Annotated in this window: 21 protein-coding genes and 1 pseudogene; 13 read left to right on the top strand and 9 right to left on the bottom strand. The window is 62.3% G+C overall.

All coding sequences use genetic code 11. From position 1 onward, the window contains the following. Positions 1-2 precede the first annotated feature (2 nt). Together NFJ07_RS12435 and NFJ07_RS12430 are read right to left on the bottom strand one after the other, a co-directional pair. Positions 3-1526 (bottom strand): APC family permease, encoded by a 1524-nt coding sequence (locus tag NFJ07_RS12435; protein WP_269994740.1) that lies wholly within the window; start codon positions 1524-1526, stop codon positions 3-5. A 68-nt stretch (positions 1527-1594) separates the two neighbouring features. Then, positions 1595-2545: an alcohol dehydrogenase catalytic domain-containing protein gene (locus tag NFJ07_RS12430; RefSeq protein ID WP_269994738.1), complete on the bottom strand. Its 951-nt coding sequence runs from the start codon at positions 2543-2545 to the stop codon at positions 1595-1597. Positions 2546-2658: 113 nt separating this feature from the next. Here NFJ07_RS12430 and NFJ07_RS12425 point away from each other — a divergent pair, with 113 nt between their 5' ends. The 5 genes from NFJ07_RS12425 (at position 2659) to NFJ07_RS12405 (ending at position 8455) form a co-directional block, all read left to right on the top strand. Beyond that, positions 2659-4002 carry a glutamine synthetase family protein gene (locus tag NFJ07_RS12425; RefSeq protein ID WP_269994736.1) on the top strand — a complete coding sequence of 448 codons (1344 nt, stop codon included), beginning with the start codon at positions 2659-2661 and terminating at the stop codon, positions 4000-4002. A gap of 17 nt (positions 4003-4019) precedes the next feature. Then, positions 4020-4766 carry a type 1 glutamine amidotransferase gene (locus tag NFJ07_RS12420; RefSeq protein ID WP_269994734.1) on the top strand — a complete coding sequence of 249 codons (747 nt, stop codon included), beginning with the start codon at positions 4020-4022 and terminating at the stop codon, positions 4764-4766. 46 nt (positions 4767-4812) lie between these two features. Next, the gene (locus NFJ07_RS12415) at positions 4813-5538 is read left to right on the top strand and encodes a gamma-glutamyl-gamma-aminobutyrate hydrolase family protein (protein WP_269994733.1); all 726 of its coding nucleotides are present in this window, start codon (positions 4813-4815) and stop codon (positions 5536-5538) included. 118 nt (positions 5539-5656) lie between these two features. Continuing rightward, positions 5657-6913, top strand: a complete 1257-nt coding sequence (locus NFJ07_RS12410; RefSeq protein ID WP_269994732.1) for a cytochrome P450 — start codon at positions 5657-5659, stop codon at positions 6911-6913. Positions 6914-6949: 36 nt separating this feature from the next. Continuing rightward, positions 6950-8455 (top strand): aldehyde dehydrogenase family protein, encoded by a 1506-nt coding sequence (locus NFJ07_RS12405; protein ID WP_269994730.1) that lies wholly within the window; start codon positions 6950-6952, stop codon positions 8453-8455. Between the two features lie 23 nt (positions 8456-8478). Here the strand turns inward: NFJ07_RS12405 and NFJ07_RS12400 are convergent, their stop codons facing one another. Beyond that, positions 8479-9141 (bottom strand): GntR family transcriptional regulator, encoded by a 663-nt coding sequence (locus NFJ07_RS12400; protein ID WP_269994728.1) that lies wholly within the window; start codon positions 9139-9141, stop codon positions 8479-8481. 114 nt (positions 9142-9255) lie between these two features. On the opposite strand from NFJ07_RS12400, the gene gabT reads away from it, so the two are divergent. Then, positions 9256-10602, top strand: a complete 1347-nt coding sequence (gene gabT / locus NFJ07_RS12395; RefSeq protein WP_269994726.1) for a 4-aminobutyrate--2-oxoglutarate transaminase — start codon at positions 9256-9258, stop codon at positions 10600-10602. A gap of 58 nt (positions 10603-10660) precedes the next feature. Further along, the gene (locus NFJ07_RS12390) at positions 10661-12184 is read left to right on the top strand and encodes an aldehyde dehydrogenase (protein WP_269994724.1); all 1524 of its coding nucleotides are present in this window, start codon (positions 10661-10663) and stop codon (positions 12182-12184) included. Between the two features lie 360 nt (positions 12185-12544). On the opposite strand, the gene NFJ07_RS12385 is transcribed toward NFJ07_RS12390, so the two are convergent. From NFJ07_RS12385 to NFJ07_RS12365, 5 genes are all read right to left on the bottom strand, one after another. Further along, positions 12545-13003 carry a flavodoxin domain-containing protein gene (locus NFJ07_RS12385; RefSeq protein WP_269994722.1) on the bottom strand — a complete coding sequence of 153 codons (459 nt, stop codon included), beginning with the start codon at positions 13001-13003 and terminating at the stop codon, positions 12545-12547. A 28-nt stretch (positions 13004-13031) separates the two neighbouring features. Beyond that, the gene (locus NFJ07_RS12380) at positions 13032-14330 is read right to left on the bottom strand and encodes an FAD-dependent oxidoreductase (RefSeq protein ID WP_269994720.1); all 1299 of its coding nucleotides are present in this window, start codon (positions 14328-14330) and stop codon (positions 13032-13034) included. Beyond that, the gene (locus tag NFJ07_RS12375; RefSeq protein ID WP_269994718.1) at positions 14330-14836 is read right to left on the bottom strand and encodes an HtaA domain-containing protein; all 507 of its coding nucleotides are present in this window, start codon (positions 14834-14836) and stop codon (positions 14330-14332) included. Before NFJ07_RS12375 ends, NFJ07_RS12380 begins: the two co-directional genes overlap by 1 nt. 204 nt (positions 14837-15040) lie before the next feature. Beyond that, positions 15041-15766 carry a GntR family transcriptional regulator gene (locus NFJ07_RS12370; RefSeq protein ID WP_269994716.1) on the bottom strand — a complete coding sequence of 242 codons (726 nt, stop codon included), beginning with the start codon at positions 15764-15766 and terminating at the stop codon, positions 15041-15043. Positions 15767-15846: 80 nt separating this feature from the next. Further along, a complete protein-coding gene (locus NFJ07_RS12365; protein ID WP_269994715.1) occupies positions 15847-17004 on the bottom strand; it encodes a CaiB/BaiF CoA transferase family protein in 1158 nt (385 codons plus the stop codon). Positions 17005-17197: 193 nt separating this feature from the next. Here NFJ07_RS12365 and NFJ07_RS12360 point away from each other — a divergent pair, with 193 nt between their 5' ends. The 6 genes from NFJ07_RS12360 (at position 17198) to NFJ07_RS12340 (ending at position 23014) form a co-directional block, all read left to right on the top strand. Beyond that, entirely contained in the window at positions 17198-18373 is a 1176-nt protein-coding gene (locus NFJ07_RS12360; RefSeq protein WP_269994714.1) for an acyl-CoA dehydrogenase family protein, read from the top strand. A 133-nt stretch (positions 18374-18506) separates the two neighbouring features. Beyond that, positions 18507-19325: an HpcH/HpaI aldolase/citrate lyase family protein gene (locus tag NFJ07_RS12355; RefSeq protein ID WP_269994712.1), complete on the top strand. Its 819-nt coding sequence runs from the start codon at positions 18507-18509 to the stop codon at positions 19323-19325. Then, positions 19322-20320, top strand: coding sequence for a hypothetical protein (locus tag NFJ07_RS12350; RefSeq protein ID WP_269994710.1), 999 nt, complete (start codon positions 19322-19324; stop codon positions 20318-20320). Before NFJ07_RS12355 ends, NFJ07_RS12350 begins: the two co-directional genes overlap by 4 nt. After that, entirely contained in the window at positions 20317-21519 is a 1203-nt protein-coding gene (locus NFJ07_RS12345; RefSeq protein ID WP_269994708.1) for a CaiB/BaiF CoA transferase family protein, read from the top strand. The genes NFJ07_RS12350 and NFJ07_RS12345 overlap by 4 nt, the downstream gene beginning before the upstream one ends. Positions 21520-21569: 50 nt before the next feature. Next, the gene (locus tag NFJ07_RS25925; RefSeq protein WP_333482056.1) at positions 21570-21812 is read left to right on the top strand and encodes a hypothetical protein; all 243 of its coding nucleotides are present in this window, start codon (positions 21570-21572) and stop codon (positions 21810-21812) included. Then, positions 21761-23014: an NAD-dependent succinate-semialdehyde dehydrogenase gene (locus NFJ07_RS12340; protein ID WP_333482055.1), complete on the top strand. Its 1254-nt coding sequence runs from the start codon at positions 21761-21763 to the stop codon at positions 23012-23014. The genes NFJ07_RS25925 and NFJ07_RS12340 overlap by 52 nt, the downstream gene beginning before the upstream one ends. A 582-nt stretch (positions 23015-23596) precedes the next feature. Here the strand turns inward: NFJ07_RS12340 and NFJ07_RS12335 are convergent. Beyond that, positions 23597-23827: pseudogene (locus NFJ07_RS12335) on the bottom strand (NADP-dependent phosphogluconate dehydrogenase); the annotation flags it as partial.

Raw genomic sequence — 23827 nt, 5'->3', positions numbered from 1 at the left:
CATCAGGAAACGAATTCCTTCAAGACCTCATCGTCGCTCTTCTTGCGCTCCAGAATGAATCCGTAGGCGAGCGCGATCAGGAACGTAGCGAACGGCAGTGCAGCCAGCCACCATCCGGTGGCGTTCATTTCCCACGCTGCGCTGTCCGCGCCCGCCGTTCCGCTGATGAGGCCAAACCGCGAGAGCAACAGGTACTCGGCAACGATGATAGATACCAGACCGAGCAACGGTGCAATCAGGGTGTTCCAGACACGGGTGTCTGCCCGGGTTTCCCTGAAGAAACGGATGACTGCGACGCAAACCAGTCCTTGGATGAAGGTCAGCCCGAGAATGGCGGTGATCGCGAACCAGTAGAACAGCGTGACTACCGGGTCGAGCCCCGCCAGGGCAAAGGCCACGATGGTTACGAGGCCGATGACCGTCTGAAGCACTGATGCCCGGACGGGGGTCTGGAAACGGCCGGTGACGCCGAAGGAAGCCGGCAGCAGCCCCGAGCGGCCCATCGCGTAGAAGTAGCGGGTCGCTGAATTGTGAAAGGCAAGGATCCCGGCGAACAGGCTTGAGATGAGCAGCCAGCTCATGACCTCGGGCATCCAGGGTCCTACGTATTGTCCGGCCACTGAGAAGAGAAGTTGGGCAGGGTCGGCCAAGGGGGTGCCTTGAAGGGTTGTGACTTCCAGGGTCTTGTTCACGATGTCTGCGGAACCGGCCCCGGAGATGATGGCGAAGGAGGTCAGGGCGAAAATCAAGGTAATGATGGTGACTGCGGTATAGGTAGCCCTGGGAACGGTCCGCTTCGGATCACGGCATTCCTCGCCGTAAATGGCCGTGGCCTCAAAGCCGATGAATCCGGCGAAGGCAAAGGCGAAGGCAATTCCGGGGGCACCGGCGAAGATGTTGTCGAGGCTGAAGGATGCTGAAAGGTTCAGGCCGTTAGGGCCACCGCCGTGAAAGACCACGGCCAAGCCGGTGATAAGCATAGACGCCAGCTCCAGGCTGAGGAGCACCCCCAGCACCTTGGCGCCCAGGTCAACCTTCATGATGCCAAAGACCTGTACGACGGCGAGGCACACGAGGCACCAGAACCACCACGGCAGGTCGATGCCGATCGAAGCCATCTTCTGGGAAACCGTAGCGCCGAAGAAGCCGTAGATCGCCGTCTGCACCAGGCAGTACGACAACACGGAAACAAACGCCGAGGCAACGCCCCAAGGCGCCCCTAGGCCACGGCCAACGTAGGCAAAGAACGCGCCCGCGTGGGTCACGTGGTGGCTCATGGCAGCATAGCCGACTGCAAAGAACATCAGCATGATGCCCGCGATGAGAAAGGCGCCCGGGGCCGCAGCGCCGTTGCCCAGAACAATGGTGCTCGGTACCAGCCCTGTCATTCCCGCGATGGGGGCCGCGGCCGCGACGACAAAGAAGCAGATGCCGGCAACTCCCATCGAATTCCGGTGCAACTGGTTTTTTGGCGCCTCAGCGGCGGGCGCCGGAGAAGCTGTCATGGTTTCTTTCGGTGTTGTCATTGCTTTGTCCACTTCCTTGTGTGTCATAGCGAGAGGGATTTGGGAAGAGCCAGAGAGAATTTTTGGACCTAGTCCATGACCAGGACGGCCCGGCCTTTGATGCTGCCGGCCCGAAGAAGGTCGTGCGCATGCTGGGCTTGGTCAAGGGGGATGGTCTCGACGCTGTGCTGCAGCGGATGGGTCCGGGCGAACTCCAAGAGTTCCTTGAGTTCATCGAGGCTGCCCCAGATGCTCGTAGTGAGTACTGCTTCGCTGGGAAGAACCCCTACGCCGAACTCAATGCGGCCGCCCCAGAGTCCCACGACGACGATGATTCCCTGCCTGTCGATGCTGGAGGCTGCGGCCGCCATGGTCGCACCCGCCCCGACAAAGTCGATGACTGCGTCGTACTTGCCGGTGAGTCCCTCGACGCCGCATGTTACGTCGGCGCCGAGGCTGGCGGCGGCGTTGAGCTTTTCGGGTGATGTATCGACGACTGTCAGCTCTACGTCGGCCAAGGCTTTGAGGAACTGGATGGCGAATTGCCCCAGGCCGCCGGCTCCGATGACGATCGCCCTGGAGTTCTTGCCCCGCAGGTGCGGCAGGGTCCGCTTGACTGCGCGGAACGCTGTCAGCCCGCCGCAAGCGAGCGGTGCCGCCAAGGACGGATCCATATCCCCGATGGGGACGAGGTATTCACGCTTAGGAACGCGCATGTATTCGCTGTAGCCGCCATCCGAGACGATCCCGGCCTCGCGGCCGTTGGGACAGATCATTTCCAGGCCCGCGGAGCATTGGCGGCAATCGGCCCGCCCGCACCCCCACGGCGCGTAGAGAAGAACGCGGCCCAGCTCATCGTGTTCGCCCACCACTTCGTGTCCCAGAACCACGGGGTAGGGTCCGCCGAAATCGCCGTCGGCGACATGCAGGTCAGAGTGGCAGACCCCGCACGCCAGGACCCGGATCACTTCCTCGCCCGGGCCAAGCGGTACCGGGACTTCCCGGTCCACGAGCTCCAGCGGGGAGTTGGGTTTGGTCACGACTATTGATTTCAAAGGATTCTCCGTTCATATTTGGTATACGGGATACGCTATTCAGTGACTTAGATTACACTGATCAGGTATCGAATATCTAGTAGGAGATCGAGGAAGCAATGAACACCACCGCCTTGACGCCGCCGTCCACCTTGGAAGACTGTGCGAGGATCGCCCGGGAAAACGGCATCCATACCGTGGAGTGCGTCTTCACGGACACGTGGGGGCTGCCGCGCGGCAAGATGCTGCCGATCGAGCAATTTTTGACGGGTGCGGGCTTTTCCATTGCCAACGTGGCCTTTGCCTGGGACATGCGCAGCGACATCCATCCAACGCCCTGGTCACCCGAGAACAGTGAGTATCCGGACATGCACGCCGTCCCGGACCTTCCTTCATTCCGCGTGGCGGGCTGGACGACGGGCATGGCTACGGTCATGTGCGACATGTACGATCCCAAGACCCACGAGCGCATCCCCATGGACGGGCGGGGCATGGTCAAGGACACGCTCAAGGAGTTCGAGGCGCTCGGCTACCGCGTGGACATGGCCACCGAGCTGGAGTTCCATCTCTTCACCAGCGACTGGCAGCCCGTTTCGGACAAGTCCTACTGCTACTCGCTGGACCGCGCCAACGAACTTGAGCCCGTGATCGGCGCCATTCGTGCCGCGCTTACGGCCTCGGGGATCACCGTGGAAGCCAGCAATGTTGAGTATGGCCAATCCCAGGTTGAGATCAACCTGAAGTACGGCGACGCCATCACAATGCTGGACAACACCATTCTTTTCCGCCACATCGTGCGCCAAGTCGCGCGGCAACATGGCTACAACGCCACGTTCATGGCCAAGCCCATCAACGGCGGCTCCGGAAGTGGACTCCATGTGCATCAGAGCCTGTGGAACAGTGACGGAATCAATGTGTTCTCAACGAAGGACACCTCAGACCCGGTGCACTCGGACGTCATGCGCCGCTACCTGAGCGGACTTGTGGCCCACCAGCTGGAGCTCCAGGCGATCGCACTACCCACGATCAATGACTACAAGCGGATCGTGGACTATTCCTTCTCCCCGACGCAGGTGTGCTGGGGCCTGGACAACCGCCTCGTGGGTGTGCGATGCATCACCGACGCGGGCCCCGGAACCCGCCTTGAAGTGCGCTGGGCAGCTGCTGATGCGAACCCGTATCTGGTGGCCCAGGGCTACCTCCAAGCGGGCTTGGACGGCCTCAGGAACGATCTGCCGCTGCAGCCGATCTCCGTCGGGGACCCCCATGCAGACCCCGCTCTCCAGCGAGTGGCTTCAACGCTGGCTGAAGCCGTGAACACGTTCTCCGGCAGCCCGTTTGCCAAGGCCGCTTTCGGGGAGATTTTCGTGGATACCTACGGTGCTATGCAGCGGGTCGAATTGGCCGCCTTTGCCGCTCACGTCACCGACTGGGAGTTCAACCGCTACCACGACATTCTCTAGCGGGAGGCACCACTTCCATGACGAAAACCGTCCTCCTCATCACCCACGAACAGACTTCTTCGACCGACACCGGCATCATCGGGCAGGCACTGCTCGATGGCGGCCATGTAGTCAAAACGCACGAAGTGTTCTCCCTCAACCAGGCCGGGACCCGCACGGTCAATACAGAGTTCCCCCACCCCGGGGATTTCGACGCGGTCATTGCCTTCGGCTCCTTCAGCCACATCTACGAGATCACTGAAGAATGGATCACGCGGGAAATCGAGTACATTGCGGCGCTCCACCAGCAAAGGATTCCCTACCTGGGCATCTGCTTCGGCGCTCAACTGCTTGCCGAGAGCCTCGGAGGGCGAACCGTCCGGGCCGACAGGATCGAAGCAGGGCTGATCTCCTTCGAACCCGGACACAGGTGTCCGATAGTCCCGGGCCCGTGGTTCTCCTGGCACAGCGACAGGGTCGAATTGCCCGGTGAGATCGACGTGCTGGCCAAAACGGCAATTGCACCCCAGGTTTTCCGAAGCGAGCGCTCCATCGGAGTGCAATTCCATCCTGAGGTCGATGGCGAACTCATGGAGGAATGGATCAGAATCGGCGGCCACGAGTTGGAGGGGGTCCTCGACGTCGACGACCTCCGACGCGACTGGGCGGCGCACGAGCCTTCCGCCGAGCGCAACGCCAGGGAACTGCTGGATTGGTTCCTCGGCGACACAGCTCCGGTCGAGGTTCCCGGCGGTCCCATGAGGGCCACAGAACCAAAGAGTTAGCTATCAACAGGTGCCCTTGGCACCCAGATCTTGAATGGACGAACAAGTGGAAACACAACGTCGCAGGCCTTTGATTGCCGTACCGGGCCGATTCTCGGACAGTGCATCTGCGCTCAGGTACAAAGCACTCGTCAACGCCCACGCACTCATCAAGGGTGTCTACGACGCCGGCGGGGAGCCGGTGACCATACTTCCGGTAGCGGATCCCGGAACGACGGAAGACGCACTCTACGAGGAAGTTTCCCGCCGGCTGGCTTTCGCCGATGCGGTCTTACTTCCCGGGGGTGGCGACATAGCCGCTTGGCGCTACGGGCAAGAAGCCCATGCCGAATCCGATGATGGAGACGAGCTGCAGGACATGTTTGATCTCGCAGTTGCCCGGCATGTGGTGGAAAACCAGGTTCCCACTCTTGCTGTTTGCCGCGGGATGCAGATTTTGAACGTATCGCTAGGTGGCGATTTGGAGCAGCACCTTCCCACCCCCCACATGAACCAGATCCACACGATCACCCTTGACGCCGCCAGTTCCCTAACGTCATCGATCGCCCGAACCCCGCAGGTTTCCTGCTATCACCACCAAGCGGTGAGGAACCTCGGGAAGGGACTCGTCGCCACCGCCTGGGCCGAAGACGGCACCGTTGAGGCCCTTGAACTTCACGGTGCGGAGTTCTGGATCCACGCGGTGCAATGGCACCCCGAGGACACCGTAGCTTCAGATCTCGCCCAGCAGGCGCTACTCAAGGAATTCATTGCAAATATCCCGCTGGGCTGAGTCCCGACGCGGAATACAAACTACTTGCCGAGCGAGGCGACCAGGGTTAGCATACCGTATACGGTATCCGCTATTGGGGGGCCGTGGCCGACTGCCGGTATCACCAAGGAGACGAATCATGAGCCAAACCCACGTGCACACCCATGATGCACTTTCGGACCTCGCTTTCGAGGACGGGGTCCCGTACGAATACTTCGACGCGGCAAGGAGGGAAGACCCTGTCCGCTGGATCGAGGAACACGACGGCCCGGGCTACTGGTCCGTGACGCGCTACGCCGACGTCGTTGCCGTCACGCGGAATTTCCAGCAATTTTCGTCCGAGACGGGCGGAACCACCCGCGAGGACATCGCGCATGAGGACCTTATTGCGCGGCAGACCCTGATCGACACCGATCCGCCGCTCCACACAGACATGAGGCGTGTTCTTTCCCCTCGCTTCACTCCTGGCAGTGTCCACAAGGAATGGGTTGGCTTCGTCGAAGAGCTGGTCGAAAAGACTCTCGACCAGGCTTTTGCCCGGCCCCGCTTCGACTGGGTGGACGAGGTTGCCGCCGTCGTTCCCATGGTGGTGCTAGGCGAGCTGCTCGGGGTTCCGACCGAGGACCGGGCTTACCTCAAGGCCCTCGGCGACGAAATGATCGCTGGTGCCGACCCGGACCATGCTCCCCGCACGGCAGACTCGCCGGAGAACGTCAAGGAAAATAGTGGCTACCCGTTCTCCAGCCCGGCGGGAAGGGACATCTGGAAGTACGCCGATGCCCTGCGTGACCGGCGGAACGGCAATCTCGGTCATGACGTGTTTTCGCTGCTTATGACCGGGAACATCAACGGGCGGAAGCTCACGACGCGTGAGTTGGACAACTTTTTCTCCCTCCTGGTTGTAGCCGGCAATGAGACCACCCGCATGGCACTTTCCCACGGGCTCCTCGCCTTTGCCCAGAACCCGGAGCAATTCCGCCGTCTCAAGGAAGATTCTTCCCTGTTGAACACCGCCGTCGAGGAAGTGCTGCGGTGGGCGACGCCGATCCATCATTTCCGCAGGACGGCACTGGTTGACACCATGATCGGCGAAACGGTGATCAAGGCCGGAGACAAGGTGCTCATCTGGTATGCGTCGGCGAACCGTGACGAAACCGTCTTCGACGCACCCTACACGTTCGACATTTCGCGCAAGCCCAATCCGCACGTGGCGTTCGGTGGTGGAGGTCCGCACATCTGCCTGGGGAACAGCCTGGCTCGCCTTGAACTGCAGATAGTTTTCCGCGAACTTGCCAAACGGGTGGAGACCATCGAGATTGACGGCCCTGTCCACCGGCTCCGCTCCAACCTCACGCACGGCATCAAAGAACTGCCGGTCCGCCTGACGTACGCCTGATTCGACCACATTGACAAGCCAGAAAAAGGGAAAACCATGACATACGACGCAGTGATTCCGGCGGCTTCGCACAGAGTTTCAGCCGCGGCCCAAGCCTTCGTCGAACGCACCCAAGGGCTGCGAATCGGCTCCGACACGGATCGTGAAGCCAAGTCAGGGGCGACGTTCCAGTCCGTTAATCCGGCCACCGAGGAAGTACTCGGCTCCATCGCTTCCGGCTCAGCCGAGGACGTGGACTCGGCCGTGGACGCAGCCAGCGCAGCCCTCTCCTCCATGGAATGGGGCGGAGCAAGCCCCGCCGCCCGCGCCCAATACCTGTTCGATCTTGCCGACGCCGTGGACGCTAACCGCGAGCAGCTGGCAGAACTGGAAACGCTGGACATGGGCAAGCCCATCTCACAGGCGCTCGACGACGTCGGGGGCGTGGCGGCCGTCTTCCGGTACTACGGTGGCTGGCCAACGAAGCTCGAAGGTTCGATCAACCCGGTACGCCAACCATATTTCGGTATGACGCAGATCGAGCCCCTGGGCGTCTGTGGCGCGATCACGCCGTGGAACTTCCCGCTTGTGATGGCCTCCCACAAGATCGGTCCCGCCCTCGCGGCCGGTAACACCATGGTTATCAAGCCCGCCGAGGTCAGCAGCTACTCAACCCTGCTTTTGGCCGACCTCGCCCGCCAGGTGGGCCTGCCGCCGGGGGTCCTCAACGTGGTCACTGGACCCGGGCGCACGGTGGGGCAGGCGCTCGTGGATCACCCCGACGTCGTAAAGATCTCCTTCACTGGTTCCACTCCCGTTGGTCGAAAGATCCTCGAAGCGGGCAGCCGGCAGATGAAGAAGGTCAGCGTCGAACTCGGTGGGAAGAGTGCGAACATCGTCTTTCCTGACGCTGACATCGAGGCAGCCGCACAAGGTTCTGCCGAAGCCATGTGGGAGAACGCCGGACAAGTGTGCGTGGCTCCCAGCAGAATGTTTGTCCATGAGGACGTCTACGACGAACTCGTGGAGAAGCTGGCGCGAAAGACCAGCGCCTTGCGGGTCGGGGACCCGCTGCTCGCCGACACCGAGGTGGGTCCGCTTGTCTCCAAGGACCAATACCTGTCGGTCCAGCAGTACATCGACATCGCACGCTATGAAGGAGCGCACCTCAGCGTGGGAGGACGCGCCTTGGATCAACTGGGCTACTTTGTCGAGCCAACCATCTTCACGGACGTCCGGAACGACATGCGAATTGCCCAGGAAGAGGTTTTCGGGCCGGTTCTTACCTTGCTTCGCTTCCGCACGGAGGAGGAAGCCATCAGGCTCGCGAACGACTCAGCCTACGACCTTGCGGCTGCCGTGTGGACACGGGACATCGCCAGGGCCCTTCGTATGAGCAAGGCGCTGAAGGCCGGGACCGTGTGGGTGAACACTCACGGAAAGCTGGATCCCGCACAGAGCTTCGGGGGTTACAGCAAGTCCGGAAACAGCCGTGAACTCGGCCGTGAGAGTGTACTTTCCTACACGCGCTCCAAAGCCGTCATGATCGACATGTCTGCCTGAACCCAGCGGTGCAGCCCGTTAATTTAGACGACGGGCTGCGCGCTGTGGATTGAGTGCAGCCCGCGGCCGGCGAGGATGTGCTCTCGGGCAACTTTGCTGGCCAGCTCCGGGTCGCCGGACTCGGCAGCCTCCACGATCGGCCGGTGCATCTCGGGGAAATCAACGGAAGAACGGCTCTCCAGGATGTCGGCCCAGACGTGGGCGGCCATGGCAGTCTGCCAGATCACGTCGAACATACTAAGCAGGTACTCATTGTCCAGCGCCTCCACCGTGCAGCGGTGAATCGCTTTGTTGACCAGGAAGACCTCCATGGCCGTCGTCTGCGGGGCCGAAACCAGTTCCTCAAACGTTGACCTTACATACTTCGCGGCCGCCCCGCCCCGGCGCGCAACCTCGGCGAGCGCGAACGGCTCGATAGCTCCCCGGGCCGCGTACTGTTTGTCCAGTTCGGCGTCTGTCAGCTCGCGCACAATGTAGCCACGGCGGCCTCCGGGCTCGATCACCCGTTCCATCTCGAGCCGGTGCAAAGCCTCGCGCACCGGCGTCCGGCTGATCCCCAAGCGGGCTGCCAGGTCATCCATCAGCAGCCTGGCCCCGGGACCCAGATCATGCGTCAGGATGCCCTCGGCGATCTGCGCATAGGCAGCGTCAGCGAGCGTCTCACGCGCAAACTCAATTTTCTTCATGGTGTCCGCCACTTTCCTGTTTTTCACAGCCTACCGGCTATTGGCTTACTTGGGATTTGCGTATACCGTATACCTTATTCGATGGTTCTATCCAATTACGAAGGAGGCGGCCCCATGACCGCACACATCACCGTCGGCGGCCCCGATCTCATCCAGGAGCGCAGGCTCGTCACCGAGATCCCGGGCCCCCGCTCGCGCGAAATTCTTCAGCGCAAGGAATCGGCAGTCGCTCGGTCCGTCGGCCATACCCTGCCCATCGTCGCTGACGCGGCCGGCGGCGGAACGCTCCTGGACGTGGACGGCAACTCCTTCATTGACTTGGGCTCAGGTATCGCCGTTACCGGCGTCGGAAACTCGAACCCCCGCGTGGTTCGTGCGGTTCGCGAGCAGCTGGATCGCTTCACTCACACGGCCTTCACTGTGGTGCCCTACGAGAGCTACATCGCGGTGGCAGAGAAGCTGAACGAGATCACTCCCGGCAACTTCGCCAAGCGCACGGCGCTGTTCAATTCAGGCTCCGAAGCGGTGGAAAACGCAGTGAAGATTGCCCGGCGCGCAACGGGCCGCCAAGCCATCGTGGCCTTTGAACACTCGTTCCACGGACGCACCAACCTTGCGATGGCCCTCACCGCAAAGAGCGCCCCCTACAAGCAAGGATTCGGCCCGTTCGCCCCGGAGATCTACCGCGTTCCGGGCTCCTACCCTTACCGCGATGGCGGCCTCACCGGGCCGGAAGCCGCCCGCCAGGCGATCGAACAGATTGAAAATGAGCTCGGGGCCGAATCGGTGGCCGCAATCATCATCGAGCCCATGCAAGGGGAAGGCGGCTTTATCGTTCCCGCCGAGGGCTTCCTGCCAACCCTTCGCGAATGGACGGAGCGCAACGGCATTGTCTTCATCGCGGATGAGATCCAGTCCGGCTTCGCCCGGACAGGATTGTGGTTCGCAGTCGATCACGAAGGAGTTGTCCCGGACCTCATCACGATGGCCAAAGGCATAGCCGGTGGGCTACCGCTTTCTGCCGTCACGGGACGGGCTGAACTGATGGACGCCGCCCAGGTGGGTGGCCTCGGAGGTACCTACGGCGGCAACCCCATCGCCTGTGCAGCGGCGCTAGCGGCAATCGAATCGTACGAGGAGGACGAATTGCTTGGTCGCGCACGACGGATTGGGGAAATCCTCACCGGCCGCTTCACCGAATTGCAGAAGGCAGATCCCCGTATCGGCCAAGTGCGCGGACGCGGTGCGATGATCGCCGTCGAGCTTGTCCACCCGGACACGTTGAGTCCGGATCCTGCGCTGACCGCCCGCGTGGTGAAGTACGCGCACGAAAACGGGGTGATCCTCCTTGCGTGCGGCACCTACGGAAATGTCATCCGGTTCCTTCCTCCGCTGACCATCGAGGATCAGTTGCTCCAGGAAGGAATCGGAATCGTCGCGGAGGGATTGGCACGTTCATGAACCCCACCGATGCAAGCGATCTCCACTTTCTCCCCGTTCAGCAAAGGATGAACCAGCAATGACAGCACAGAGCAGCGACGTGGTCAGCAGCCTCGAGGATATTGATCCCCTGACCCAGTACAACCACTACATCGGAGGCACCTTCACCGCGCCTGAGGAAGGCGAGTACTTCGACACCCTCAACCCGTACACCGGAGAAGCCTGGGCCAGGATCGCCAAAGGCAGCCCGGCGGACGTATCCCGGGCAGTCGCTTCTGCCTCCGAGGCCTTCAAAAGCTGGAGCAGGACCAAGCCCCAATACCGCGGCAAGCTGCTCATGGACCTGGCGGATTTGATCGAGGCCAACAGTGAACACCTTGCCGAGATCGAGGTCCGCGACAACGGAAAGCTCTACGCGGAGATGTCCGCCCAGACCCGCTACATGGCAGGGTGGTACCGCTACTACGGCGGCCTGGCCGACAAGATCGAGGGCTCGGTCATCCCCAGTGACAAGCCGAACATCCTCAACTACACCCGGCTGGAGCCTCTCGGCCCGATCGCCATGATCACGCCATGGAACTCTCCTCTGCTTCTTCTGGCATGGAAGCTGCCGGCGGCTCTGGCGGCGGGCAACACTGTGGTCATCAAGCCCTCTGAGTTCACCTCCGCTTCAACCCTCGAGTTCATGAAGCTCTTCGAAAAGGCAGGATTCCCGCCCGGCGTGGTCAACACTGTCACGGGCTTCGGCCAGGAGGTGGGTGCCCCGCTAGTCAGCCACACGGATATTGCGAAGGTGGCTTTCACGGGCTCGGAGACCGCCGGACAGAAGATCTATGAGAGCGCCGCTAGCCAGTTCAAGCACGTATCACTGGAATTGGGCGGAAAGTCTCCGAATATTGTCTTTGAGGATGCGGACCTCGATGCCGCTGCTGCCGGCGTTATTTCCGGCATCTTCGCAGCAACCGGTCAGACCTGCATTGCCGGCTCGAGGCTGCTCGTCCAGCGTTCCATTCACGACGAATTCGTCCAGCGGGTTGTGGCACTGGCCGAACAAGCCAAAATCGGCGACCCCATGCTCCCCGACACGCACGTGGGACCCGTTACCACCCGTCCCCAGTTTGAAAAGGTGCTCGGCTACATCGACATCGCCCAGCGCGAAGGGGCAAAGTGCGTCCTGGGAGGCGCTGCTTACACCGGAGAAGGTTCGTCCGGGGGCCAGTTCGTCCAGCCAACGATCTTTACCAACGTTCGCAATGATATGCGCATCGCCCAGGAAGAGGTCTTTGGCCCTGTCCTCGCGGTCATTCCCTTCGACGACGAAGAAGACGCCCTCTCCATTGCGAATGACGTCAACTACGGCCTTGCCGCAGGCGTCTGGACACGGGACATTGGCAGGGCCGTCCGCCTTTCAGAGAACCTGCAGGCCGGCACGGTATGGGTCAACACCTACCGCGCCGTCAGCTTCACGTCCCCCTTCGGCGGATACAAGCGCAGCGGTTTGGGCAGGGAGAGCGGCATTGACGCAATCAAGGAATACCTCCAGGTCAAGTCAGTCTGGATTTCGACAGCTCCGGACACGTCGAACCCGTTCGTCATCAAGTAAGTAGGTATGAGCAGAAGGTCCGGGGTCCTCCCCCGGACCTTTTTGCTGTGCCCGGCAGATGCTGACGCACGAAGAGGGGCTTTCCCGCCCTGTGTATCCACACAGGGCGGGAAAGCCCCTCTCGCCACGATCCGGCTATATTTCGGTAGCTACAGCCTTGGCGGGCCGTAGGACTGTTGGGGTATCAGACCGTGCCAGCCCAACGCATCTGTCACTCGGTGCCGCAGCTTCAAGCGAGAAGCCCCCGTGGCCGGGGTGCTGGAGGGTCCAGCCGGACAGTATCCAACCCTGGAAATGAAAAAGCCCCGCGCGACCGGCCTCCCTTTCTTGTCCAGGGGCAGTCTTGCGGGGCCTCCTCGTTTAGCGGGTGGCGGACACACCCTCGAGCACGCCGGCGAACCATACTACGGCGCCCTCGCCGACCGGCTCCCAGGACGAGGCGTCATAGCGGCCGATTTCCCCGGTCCGCTGCGCCCCAAGCTCGGTGAGTTTGTCGTCGAGCTTGGTTGCACCCTGACCGTAGGTGTCCTTGTAGAACGTATCGCCGAGGCCAAACATGGCGTAACGCACTCCGGAGAGATCCGGGCGTACGACGGAAAGGTCCGCATAGAAGGGCAGCGCCGTGTTCGGCAGCTCGCCCTCGCCGTAGGTCGAGCAAAGAAAAACGTAGAGCGAGTCATGCTGGAGTTCAGCAATTGAGAACGACGACAGGTCGTGCACTTCGACTTCCTGGTTGTCGTTCCTGATCGATTCAGCGAGATCTTCGGCGGCTATCTCTGCGTTGCCGGATTCCGTCCCGAAAAGAACTTGGATCTTCATCATTTTTCTCCTGTCTAAGATGTTTGGTTTAGTTGCCGCGCTGGGCGGCGGAGCTTTCAACGAGCTTGTTGTGTGCGATCGCGACCATCTGTTCATGGCTGGGGAACTTTCGGCGGGTCCGAGCCTCTGATGCGGCTTCCTTCTCCGCGCAATCCACACGCTTCCAGGCGGCATAATCCACAGCCAGCGCACGGACTTCCTCCGGAAGGCCCGCGTATCCCGGTTTGGACTGCTGCTCCAGCGAATCCAAATCTGCGATGATCTCGTCCGCTACGGTCTTTGCGCACGATCGATTTTCGGCAATCGTTCCACGCGAACCGCGCTTGATCCAACCAGTACGGTATAGGCCCTGATCCAGGACCCCGGTCTCGGAATCCGCCTTGAGGGCGCCGAGCCCGTGCCAGTCGCCGCCGTCGAAATCGAAACCGATGGCCGTCACCACGGAGTCAGCGCCTAGACGCTGATTCGTACGATCGTCGTTGACGGATCGCAGTTCCACGTCCCGGACGTGTCCGTCTCCGTTGATACTCACCGGCGCCCATCCGAAGTGCAGCACTACCTCCGCACGGGTTTCTGGACCAGGATCGACCTCAAGCAGTTCCCCAATGGCCTTGGCCCGTGCCAGTGCGGTGCGGGGAGCGTCTTCGGCTACTTCAATGGGGTCCGAGCATGAGAATCTCACGCCACGAATGCGTCCGAGTTCCGCGAGCATCACAGGGTCGGAGGGGGCGTTCGCGATCGTCGACCGGCAGATGAGGTCGACACGGCTCACCGGCGCTTGGCCGTATTCAGCCAGCATGGCATCGTCGATGTCGCTGTTGGCGAAATCTTCCGGCTGTTTGATGAGCAGGCGCAAGACGTCAATAGACACGTTGCCGCCGCCGATAATCGCCACGGATTTCCCGAATGTCGGGACACCGGTCGGCTCAAGGGGGTGCGCGTTGAAGAGCCTCGTCAGGCGGCCGGCGCGATATACCTCGGGCAGGCCTTCCCCCGGCACCTCCATGGCGCGATCCGCTGACAGACCAGCAGCCAGCACGACGATGTGATGGGTGCTTCGGAGCTGGGCCAGGGAGATGTCCCTGCCGACCTCGATGTTCCCCGCGAAGCGGACGTTTTCGCGTTCAAACAACCGGGAAAACTGCGCCTGAATTGATTTGGTGCTCTGATGGTCCGCCGCGACGCCGTAGCGAACCAGTCCAAAGGGCGACGCGAGTCGGTCGTAAATCGTGATCTCCGACTGGGGAAGTGCCTTCCGAAGGCTTTGGGCAATGTAGCAGCCGGAGGGTCCGCTTCCTATGACGGCGATCGAGAGAGGTGCATCCATCAGTGCGCTCCTTGGGTTAGAGCCATACCGGCGCGCGGGCCAGGCAAGAGAACGTTTACAGGGGCCAACGAAGCTCCGGCAGGGTATTTGCCGAAGAACAGTTCCGAGCCCCGTTCCGTCAGCCGGAGATCAAGCATCGCGCGGCCAGCCCGCCCGGGCTCAATGGTTGCCGTTGCGAGCTCAAGGCGGGTTCCTGCCGGGGCGGCGTCGTCCACGATATACATGCGCACCACGTCCTGGAATATATGGAAGCTCGGTTCGGCTATCCGAAGCGAAAGAACACCCATGTAGGCGCGGAATTCGACGGAGCCGCCGAAGCGCAGGGTTGCCGGATCCGAGGGTGCGCCGATTCTGGGGAAATGGTAGTAGCCATCGCCATCGCGTGAGGCACCGTCGGAAAGAGTGACCGTTCCATCACCGGCCTGATTCCGGACGTAGCTATCAAAGGCCCCATCAATGCGCCATTGCAATGAGTCCGCACCCGCAGGGGTTGGCCTTGGTTTCATCACGTCATCTCCTTCAAGATCAACTGCGTCCAGTAAGCGTATACCGGATACGAAATACCTTCAAGGCTTTTTCGATCTAACTCAGCGGTTGGATGCTGCCAGCGTCTAACATCCGGGCACGCAAAATGGCCGGGCGGAACCGCATTGATGGCAGCGGACTTTCGCGAGGAGATCCCCGACCCGGACGAGAAGTAGAGGGTTCGATTACCGGTGTGACGCCTGATCCGACTGGAGGGGTTCCGCCTCGGTTGCCGGAAGGGGTGCGGCCATTCGTTCGTCGAAGTTGGCTGCGAGCAGTTCACCTGAATGGATGATGTGCGCCACCATGGATGCGCGCGTCTTGTCGGTGTCCCCCGACCGGATTCCCTCGAGCAGTTCCTCGTGGTCGGTCACCGTTGCCTGGGGCCATCCGGGAATCGAAGAATAGAACTGTCGCGGGACGTAGCGGGTGATCAGGCTGAGAGCCCAGAGAGTCTTTCGCGAGCCGGCCATCTTGTTGATGTGGCGATGAAAGGCATGATTCTTATCCTCGAGCACCTCGTGGTCATTGCGTCGTGCGGCCGCGATGAGTTCGTGGTGGAGTGCGTCCAGTTCCGCCAGGTCATCCTCTGTGCAGTTAGCTGCCGCTAGCGCTGCCAGCTCACCGGCTATCAGTGCCTGGACCCGGAAAAGGTCCCGGATGTCTTGTCCGGTCAGTGGCGCCACCTGAAAGCCGCGCCGCGGGAGCAGGTCCAGGAAGCCTTCAACGCGTAGTGCTTGGAGGGCTTCGCGGGCAGGGGTGGTCGAGATGCTGAGGGCTTGGCCCACAGTCTCCGGCCTGACGGTTGTCCCAGGCCTCAACTCTCCGGACATGATGAGTCCCCGGACGTAGGCCGCGGCTTTATCACTGAACTGCCTGCGACCACTGCCATCACTGCTGTGGTTACTCATTAGTGCCTTCTCTCCTGACGCTCCCGCTAAGAATAGAGCATCGCCGCCGGGCCCTCGGCGAGCCCGGCGGCATGAGCGATTTAGCGATCAGCGGCGGCTAGTGGCAGTCCCAGCTCGGCAAGCACTTGCTCGGTGTGCTCCCCCAACCCAGGCACCGGGCCCATGGAGAATCCGGCCTCCCTGGATGTCACCGGGGGGATCAGGCTGCGGAGGGGACCTACGGAAGACGGGACGTCACGCCACCGGTTTCTCGCGGACAATTGTGGGTGGTCGGAGAACCCATGCATGTCGCGCAGTTCAGCGTTTGCGATTGACGCCGCGTCGAGCCGTTCAACCACCACCTGAGTGGGAAGGGATCGCAGGACATTGTTGATCTCATCGTGGAGGTCGGCCCGGTGATTGACCCTGGCGTCGTTCCCTCCGAATCGGGGCTCCTCCGCCAGTGCGGGTTGCTGCAGTACTTCCCGGCAGAACTTGCCCCACTCACGCTCGTTCTGGATGCCAAAGAAGACGGTCCCGTCAGCGGTATTGAATGGCCCGTAGGGTGCGATGCTGGCGTGCTGGGCCCCGCTTCGGGAAGGGGGAGCCCCGCCGTACTCGGCGAAGAAATATGGCTGGCTCATCCACTCACCCAGCGCCTCCAGCATGGAAATCTCCAGGACGTCGCCCCTCCCGGTCGACGTCCTTTGTAGCAAGGACGTCAGTATCCCGGAATATGCGTACATGCCGGCGCAGATGTCAGCGATCGAAACCCCCACCTTCGCAGGTGAGTCTTCCGTTCCAGTAACGCTTAGCAGCCCCGATTCGCACTGGACAAGGAGGTCATAGGCCTTCTTCTGCTCATACGGTCCACCCTTCCCGTATCCGGAGACGGACACGTGAATGAGCTTGGGATTGATCGTCAAGGCGTCGTCCGCGCCAAAGCCCAACCGTTCCACCGCGCCGGGAGCGAGGTTTTGCACAAGGACGTCGGCCTTGGCAACGAGCCGCCTAAGAGCTTCGAGGCCCTGGGCGGATTTGAGATCGAGGACGATGCTCTCTTTGCCCCGGTTGAGCCATACAAAGTAGCTCGCCATGCCGTTGACTTTGCTGTCATAACCACGCGCGAAATCGCCCGTATCGCGTTCGACCTTGATGACCCTCGCGCCCAGATCAGCGAGTTGGCGCGTGGCAAAGGGAGCGGCTACGGCCTGTTCCAGCGAGACAACCGTGATTCCCTCGAGAGGTAAACGACTCATGAAATTCTTCCTTCTCCCGACTCGGCGATGAGTCGAATATATTAGAAACCTACTTCAGGGTAGAGGGCAAAATTCCCTAAATCAAGGGCATGTAAGGGGGCATCACGAACTTTCACCACTAGAAACTGCCACTTGTGTTCTGGCTAATATATTCCGTATCGTGAGTTCAGCACACCAACCTCAAGGAGCAACGATGCCCAACAACAAGCCCCAGATCGAACAGCTGCGGGAAAAGACCCGTTCCCTCTGTGCCCTGTTTCCGGATGAGTACTGGCGGGAGACCGACCGCAACCGCCGGTACCCGCAGGAGTTCGTGGACAGGCTGACCAAGGAAGGCTTACTCGCTGCGTTGATTCCCACCGAGTACGGCGGCCTGGGTGTCGGCCTCACCGAGGCGAGCGTGATCATGGAGGAGATCAACAAGTCCGGGGGCCACTCCGCGGCGTGCCACGCACAGATGTACACCATGGGCGCCCTGCTCCGTCACGGAAACGAGGAGCAGAAAAACGCCTACCTTTCAGCGATCGCCTCCGGGGACCTTCGGCTCCAGGCATTCTCGATCACTGAAGACGCAGCGGGTTCGGATACGACGAGCATCGAAACCGCCGCCGTCAAAGACGGGGATGACTACGTCATTACCGGCCACAAGAGCTGGACCAGCCGGATCGAGGAGTCGGACCTCGCGTTCGTGCTCGCCCGCACCTCCGAAAAGCCTCAGGGTCAGGGAGCAGACCGCACCCACGGACTCACACTCTTCCTGGTGGACCTGCGCCAAGTGCGCACCGAGCAACCGGAGACCCTGGAAGTCGTCAAGGTCCGCACGATGTTCAACTACGCCACCAACCAGATCTTTTACAAGGGCATGCGCGTCCCGCAGTCGGCCGTCATCGGGGAGGTGGGCAAGGGCTTCCGCTACGTCATCGACGGATGGAATGCGGAACGCATTCTGTTGGCATCGGAAGCCATCGGCGACGGCTACTGGTTCACCACCCGGGCCGTCGACTACGCCAACAAGCGCACGGTCTTTGGCCGCAAAATCGGCGAGAACCAGGGCGTGCAGTTCCCCATCACCGACGCCTATATGAAGGTTCGCGCGGCGGACATGATGCGCTACGAAGCGGCACGGCTCTTCGACGCGGGAGAACCCTGTGGCGCCGAAGCAAACATGGCAAAGCACCTCGCGTCCGAAGCAAGCTGGGCCGCCGGCAACGCCTGCCTGGACACGCACGGAGGTTACGGCTTCGTCGACGAATACGACGTCGAACGAAAGTTCCGCGAAACCCGCATGTTCCAAGTGGCGCCAGTCAACAACAACATGATCAAGTCCTTCGTGGCCACCAAGGTGCTCGGCCTCCCCCGCTCGTACTAAGGATTTCCTTGTCGGCATTCCGTATTTGGTATACGGTATTTCCGTGGATGTGGTGACCTCTCAGGCCGTGGTCGAAACACTGCACAATGGCGGACGCACCATCTAAATCCATCAAAGAAAAGGAACAACGAACATGACTTCTGCACGCAGCATCTTGTCCGTGCCCGGATCATCACAGCGCTTCCTGGACAAAGCCGCCAACTCGGCCGCCGACGTCGTGATGGTCGACTGGGAAGACGGCGTCGCGCATGGCGATAAAGCCGCCGCCCGGGGACTTACGAACGGTTTCCTCCAGACCTCCGCCCGCCGCGTTTGGGTCCGCGTCAATGCAAGCCTCACCGAGCAGTTCGCCCATGATGCTGCTGCTGCAAACCAATGGACCGAGAGAAGCGTCCCGCTGGTCCTGCCAATGTCGACCCTTGCATCGGCAGCCCTGGCTGCGCGGAGCATTGCCGGAGCTCCGCTGATTGCGATGATCGAGACTCCTGAGGGCGTGGAGCAGGCGGCCGACATTGCCCGCTTGCCGCGCGTGGTTGGGTTGATGTTCGGCGAATATGACTTCCTGGCCACAATGGCAGGCACCGGCGCCTCGCGCATGACCCACACCGGGTGGGCCAAATCGCGCATCATCAACGCAGCCGCGGCCACCGGAAAGTGGGCGATCGCGGGCCCAAACGCGGACTTCAGCGATCCGGAATCGCTACGGCAGCAGGCCGCCCAAGAAGCGGGCCTGGGTTTCGCGGGGAAACTGTGCATCCATCCATCCCAGATCGACACCGTCAACGAAGCTTTCGGTCCCGCTCCTGAGTACGTGAGCTGGGCCCGGGACCTTTTGGAGGAGATCACCGAACGAAACCACGACGGCGCTTTCCGGTTCCGCGGCCAGATGATCGACGCGCCCGTGATCGAGCGTGCCCGCACTGCCGTCCGTCTGGCCGGAGCGGTCCGATGAGCGTATGGGAACCCTACGCCGAAGAACTCGTCGTAGGCATACCCCTGCCGACAGCGCCGGCCATCACCCTCACCGAGGGTTTGGCCGCCCAGTACCAGGCCATCACCGGCGACGCGCTGCGCTTGCCCCTCAGCTCGCCCCTGTCGCAGCAAGTCACCGGAGGTGACCGGCTCGTCAATCCGGCCTTGGTCCTTCAGGTCGCCATCGGCCAGTCCACGGTGGCCACCCGGCGCGTCATCGCCAACCTGTTCTACCGAAACGTCCGGCTCCTGCGCCAAATACCGGTAGGGACAACCCTGGAAACGACGGTCACCCCGAAGGCGGCCAAACTCGCCCGGCCGAACGCCGGCGTTGAGCGCGCCAAGGTGCTTCTGTCCATGACCACACGTGACGAATCCGGGAACATCATCGCTGATTTCGAGCGCCTGGCGCTGATCCCCGTCAAGGACCGTTCCGCGTTTGAGGAAGCCGGTGAAATCGGAGCAGCCGAGGAACACCTCGACCTCGGCGCGTACATCCAGCTCGCCCCCGGAGCATGGGACCTGGTCGGAATGCCCGCTACAGCACTCCCGTCCGAGGGCGTCCAGGTGCACGATCCTCTGCGGGAACCTGTCACCGAGGCCCAGACGCTGGTCCGCATCACCCAGAACCTTGCGGCCGCACACCGGGATGTCGCCCGCGGCCAACAGGGCCGCAGGCTGGTCTACGGAGGCCACACGGTAGGACTCGCGCAAGCCGCCTTGAGCCGGATCGACCCCGCCATCGCCACGGTGCTCGGCTGGCACTCCTGCGACCACCTGGCCCCTGTCTTCGAAGAAGACCTCCTGAGCTTCACGGCAGTCCTGGAAGACTTCACACCCCACAAACAGGGAAACATCGCGGCGTACCGCGTCATCGCCACGGCCCACCGGCCCGGTTCCGAGCCCGTCGACGTGCTCTCCTGGGTCCCCGTTGTTTGGACAGCGGCCCAGCCCGATTCCGAAGGAAGGCCATGAGCGAAACACCCCGCCTCCTCGAAGGCATCCGCGTTCTCTCCCTCGAGCAGTACATCGCAGGACCCTACTGCACTTCGATCCTCGCCGACGCCGGCGCCGAAGTCATCAAGATCGAACGGCCCGGCACCGGAGACCCACGCCGCGTGTACGAGCCCCGCAAAGGCACCGACGACGATTACATCAGCGGCGGCTTCGCCTCCTACAGCCGGGGCAAAAAATCCATCACCCTTGACCTGGACTCCCCCGAAGACAAGGAACAGTTCGCCGTCCTGCTCAAGACGGCCGATGTCCTGGTTTCCAACCTCCGCCCCGGCGCCCTCGCCCGCCAAGGCTTCAGCCGCGAGGACCTCCGTGCCCAGTACCCGCGCCTGGTGATCTGCGAAATCACCGGATTCGGTGCATCCGGCGGACCGTACGCCAAGTGGCCAGCTTTCGACTCCGTCATCCAGGCCATGAGCGGCCTCAGCAGCCTCATCGGCCCGTCTGCCGATGCCCCTCCCGGGCTGGCACCGATGTCCACGATGGACCTGCTCGCCGGTATCTGGGGAGCCCTGGGCATCCTCACCGGGCTCGCGGGACGCGCGACCACCGGCCAGGGCTGCCACGTCGACACCGCCATGTACGACGTCGGAGCCGCCCTGCTCGAACGCCCCCTGACCCTGCACGAATTCACCGGCGCCGTACCCACCCGCGGGGCCGACGAGTTCAGCCCCGTGGGAGCCTTCCGCGCCGCCGACGGAGGATGGATCTCCATCGTCATCCCCACCGACGACATGTGGCAGCGCTGCTGCAACGCCATGGAACGCCCCGAACTCGCCAGCGACCCCGAACTGGACACCGTGCTCAAACGCGCCAGCAACATGAAGACCCTGATTCTGCCAGCCCTGGAAGAGTGGGCCGCCCACGGAAACCTCTCCCGCGACGAAGCCACGGCCAAGCTCCGTGAAGCCGGCCAACCAGCAGGCGCCGCCCAGACCATCGAAGACGTCCGCAACTGCCCTCAACTCGCGCACCGGAACCTCTTCACCCCGCTCGAGGACCCCAGGGCGGCCCACCAAGACGGCACGCCCCTGATGCTCCCCCGCTCCCCTCTGGTCTTCGACGGCTTGTCCGCCCGGCCCGGACCGGTGCCGGACCTGGGCCAGCACAACGCAGAACTGCTGCACCCCTTGGTGAAGACGGCGCCCCCATCCACTTGACCGCCACGCTTCGCGAAGCTGTGGAACCACGAGCGTTGTAAGGAATAGCAATGACAGACTCTTTCACCGGCCCCAGCGGGCTCTTCATCGACGGCGGATTCCGCCACGCCTCAGACGGCTCTGTTTTTCCGGTGGAGGATCCCGCCACCGGGAAGACGATTGTCGACGTCGCCAACGGCTCCGTGGTCGACGGACTTGCGGCCGCTGAGGCTGCGCACAGGGCACTTGTTCCTTGGGGTGCGTGCACCCCCGGCAGCGAGCTGAAGTTCTCCGGTCCGGTTTTGAAATCCTGACGGCGCACCGGGAAGAGATCGCTGACCTGATCATCGCCGAAAACGGCAAGGCGCAGGCTGACGCCCTCGCGGAAGCAGACTATGCTGCGGAATTCTTCCGGTGGTTCAGCGAAGAAGCTGTGCGGCTGCCCGGTTCCCTCCGGGAATCCCCCACCGGGAACCGCCGGATCATGGAGATATCCCAGCCCGTCGGCGTCGTTCTCGCCATCACGCCATGGAACCTGCCCGCAGCCATGATCACCCGCAAACTGGCGCCGGCGCTGGCCGCAGGCTGCACCGTCGTCGTCAAGCCGTCCAACCAAACACCCCTCACCGCTTTGAGGATCGCCGAACTCCTGACCCAGGCAGGCGTGCCCAACGGCGCAATCAACATCGTGCCCACCCGACGGGACAAGGAGGTCGTGGCAGCGCTGATCGAGTCCAGCCCCGTTCAGATGCTCTCGTTCACCGGTTCCACCGCCGTGGGCAGGCAGCTGCTTGCCCAGGCCAGCGGCCGTGTCCTGAACACCGGCATGGAACTTGGCGGCAACGCGCCCTTCATCGTCTTCGAAGACGCAGACGTGGACAAGGCGGTGGACGCGGCCATGACCGCCAAGATGCGCCACAACGCCGAAGCCTGCACGGCGGCAAACCGCTTCTACGTCCACAACGCCATCCGCGCGGAATTCACCGCCAAGTTCGTCCAGGCCATGGAATCCCTGCGCCTGGGCCCGGGCCACGACGCCTCAACCGAGGTCGGTCCGCTGGCCAGCAAGGCCGCGCTCGAAGGCCTGCAGGACGTCGTGGAGTCCGCCCTCCAGGCGGGAGCCCAGCGTGCCACGGCCACGGAAGTTCCCGCCGGTCCCGGCTACTATTTCCCGCCCACGGTATTGACCGACGTGGCACCGGACGCGGCCATTCTGAATCAGGAACTCTTCGGGCCAGTCGCCCCGGTCGTGGGTTTCACCGACGAGGACCAGGTGGTCGCCATGGCCAACGCCACGGACATGGGACTCGGCTCCTATGTCTTCAGCGCTGACCTCGCCCGCGCACTGCGGGTCGCCGAGCGGGTCCACGCAGGCATGGTGGGCGTGAACACCGGCATCTTTTCCGACCCGGCAGCACCCTTCGGCGGCGTCAAGCAAAGCGGCATCGGACGCGAAGGCGGCCACCACGGCATTCACGAATTCCTCGAGACCAAGTACATCGCCGTCGAATGGTGACAGCACAGCCGTCACCCCTGGCGGCGCCCTCCGTCCTGCCTGTCTACGTCAACTCCGGGGTCGTCAACGCGATAGCCGAACAATTTGGCGCCTTCACGCGCCCTGCATTCAGTCCTGGCAGGGCATCCTTGTTACGAGCGCAATCACAAAGCCTTCAGTGTCGCGCTCGTGGACGAATCGACCGCCCGTGGCGTTGCCATCTGGTTTCGAGGTAGCCGTGATCCAGGTCGCCCGGTGCAAGGCGGACAGCGTGCGGTTCGAGGTCTCAGGAATTACCAGCCAACCCTAGCCCATAATTTTCAGCGCCAGATGCTTTTCGAGCGCCATTCGTCTTGCTTTGGTAGGACGTTCCGCGGAGGAGGCGTCCCCGCTGAGGCCACTCACCCAGACGGAAAACTGTCATGCCTCAAACTGACACGAATCCTCCCGGGCGCTCACGCGGCTTCCTGCCTCTGATGGAGAAACGCCCAACTGTACTAACCCGGCGGCCGACCAATGAGGTGCGGCGTGGGGCCTGGTAACACTGCGGAAGCCAAGCAACCGACCCGTTTCTCTGGTTAGTACGGTGGACCCAAACTCGCGCTAGTGCGTGTCGATTGCCGAGATCTCGGACTTGTCTTCGCCCCACAGGGTGTGGAAGGTACCCTCGGCGTCGACGCGGCCGTAGGTGTGCGCACCGAAGAGGTCGCGCTGTCCCTGGATGACCGCTGCGGCGAGGCGCTTGCGGCGAAGTCCATCGTAGTAGGCCAGCGAGGAGGAGAACACGGGAACCGGGATGCCCAGCTGGACAGCCGTTGCCACCACGCGGCGCCA

The organism is Arthrobacter sp. B2a2-09, assembly GCF_027587375.1.
In the GTDB taxonomy this organism is placed as follows: domain Bacteria; phylum Actinomycetota; class Actinomycetes; order Actinomycetales; family Micrococcaceae; genus Arthrobacter.
Note: the sequence above shows the minus strand (reverse complement) of the source record. Positions and strands in the feature narration are given on the sequence as shown.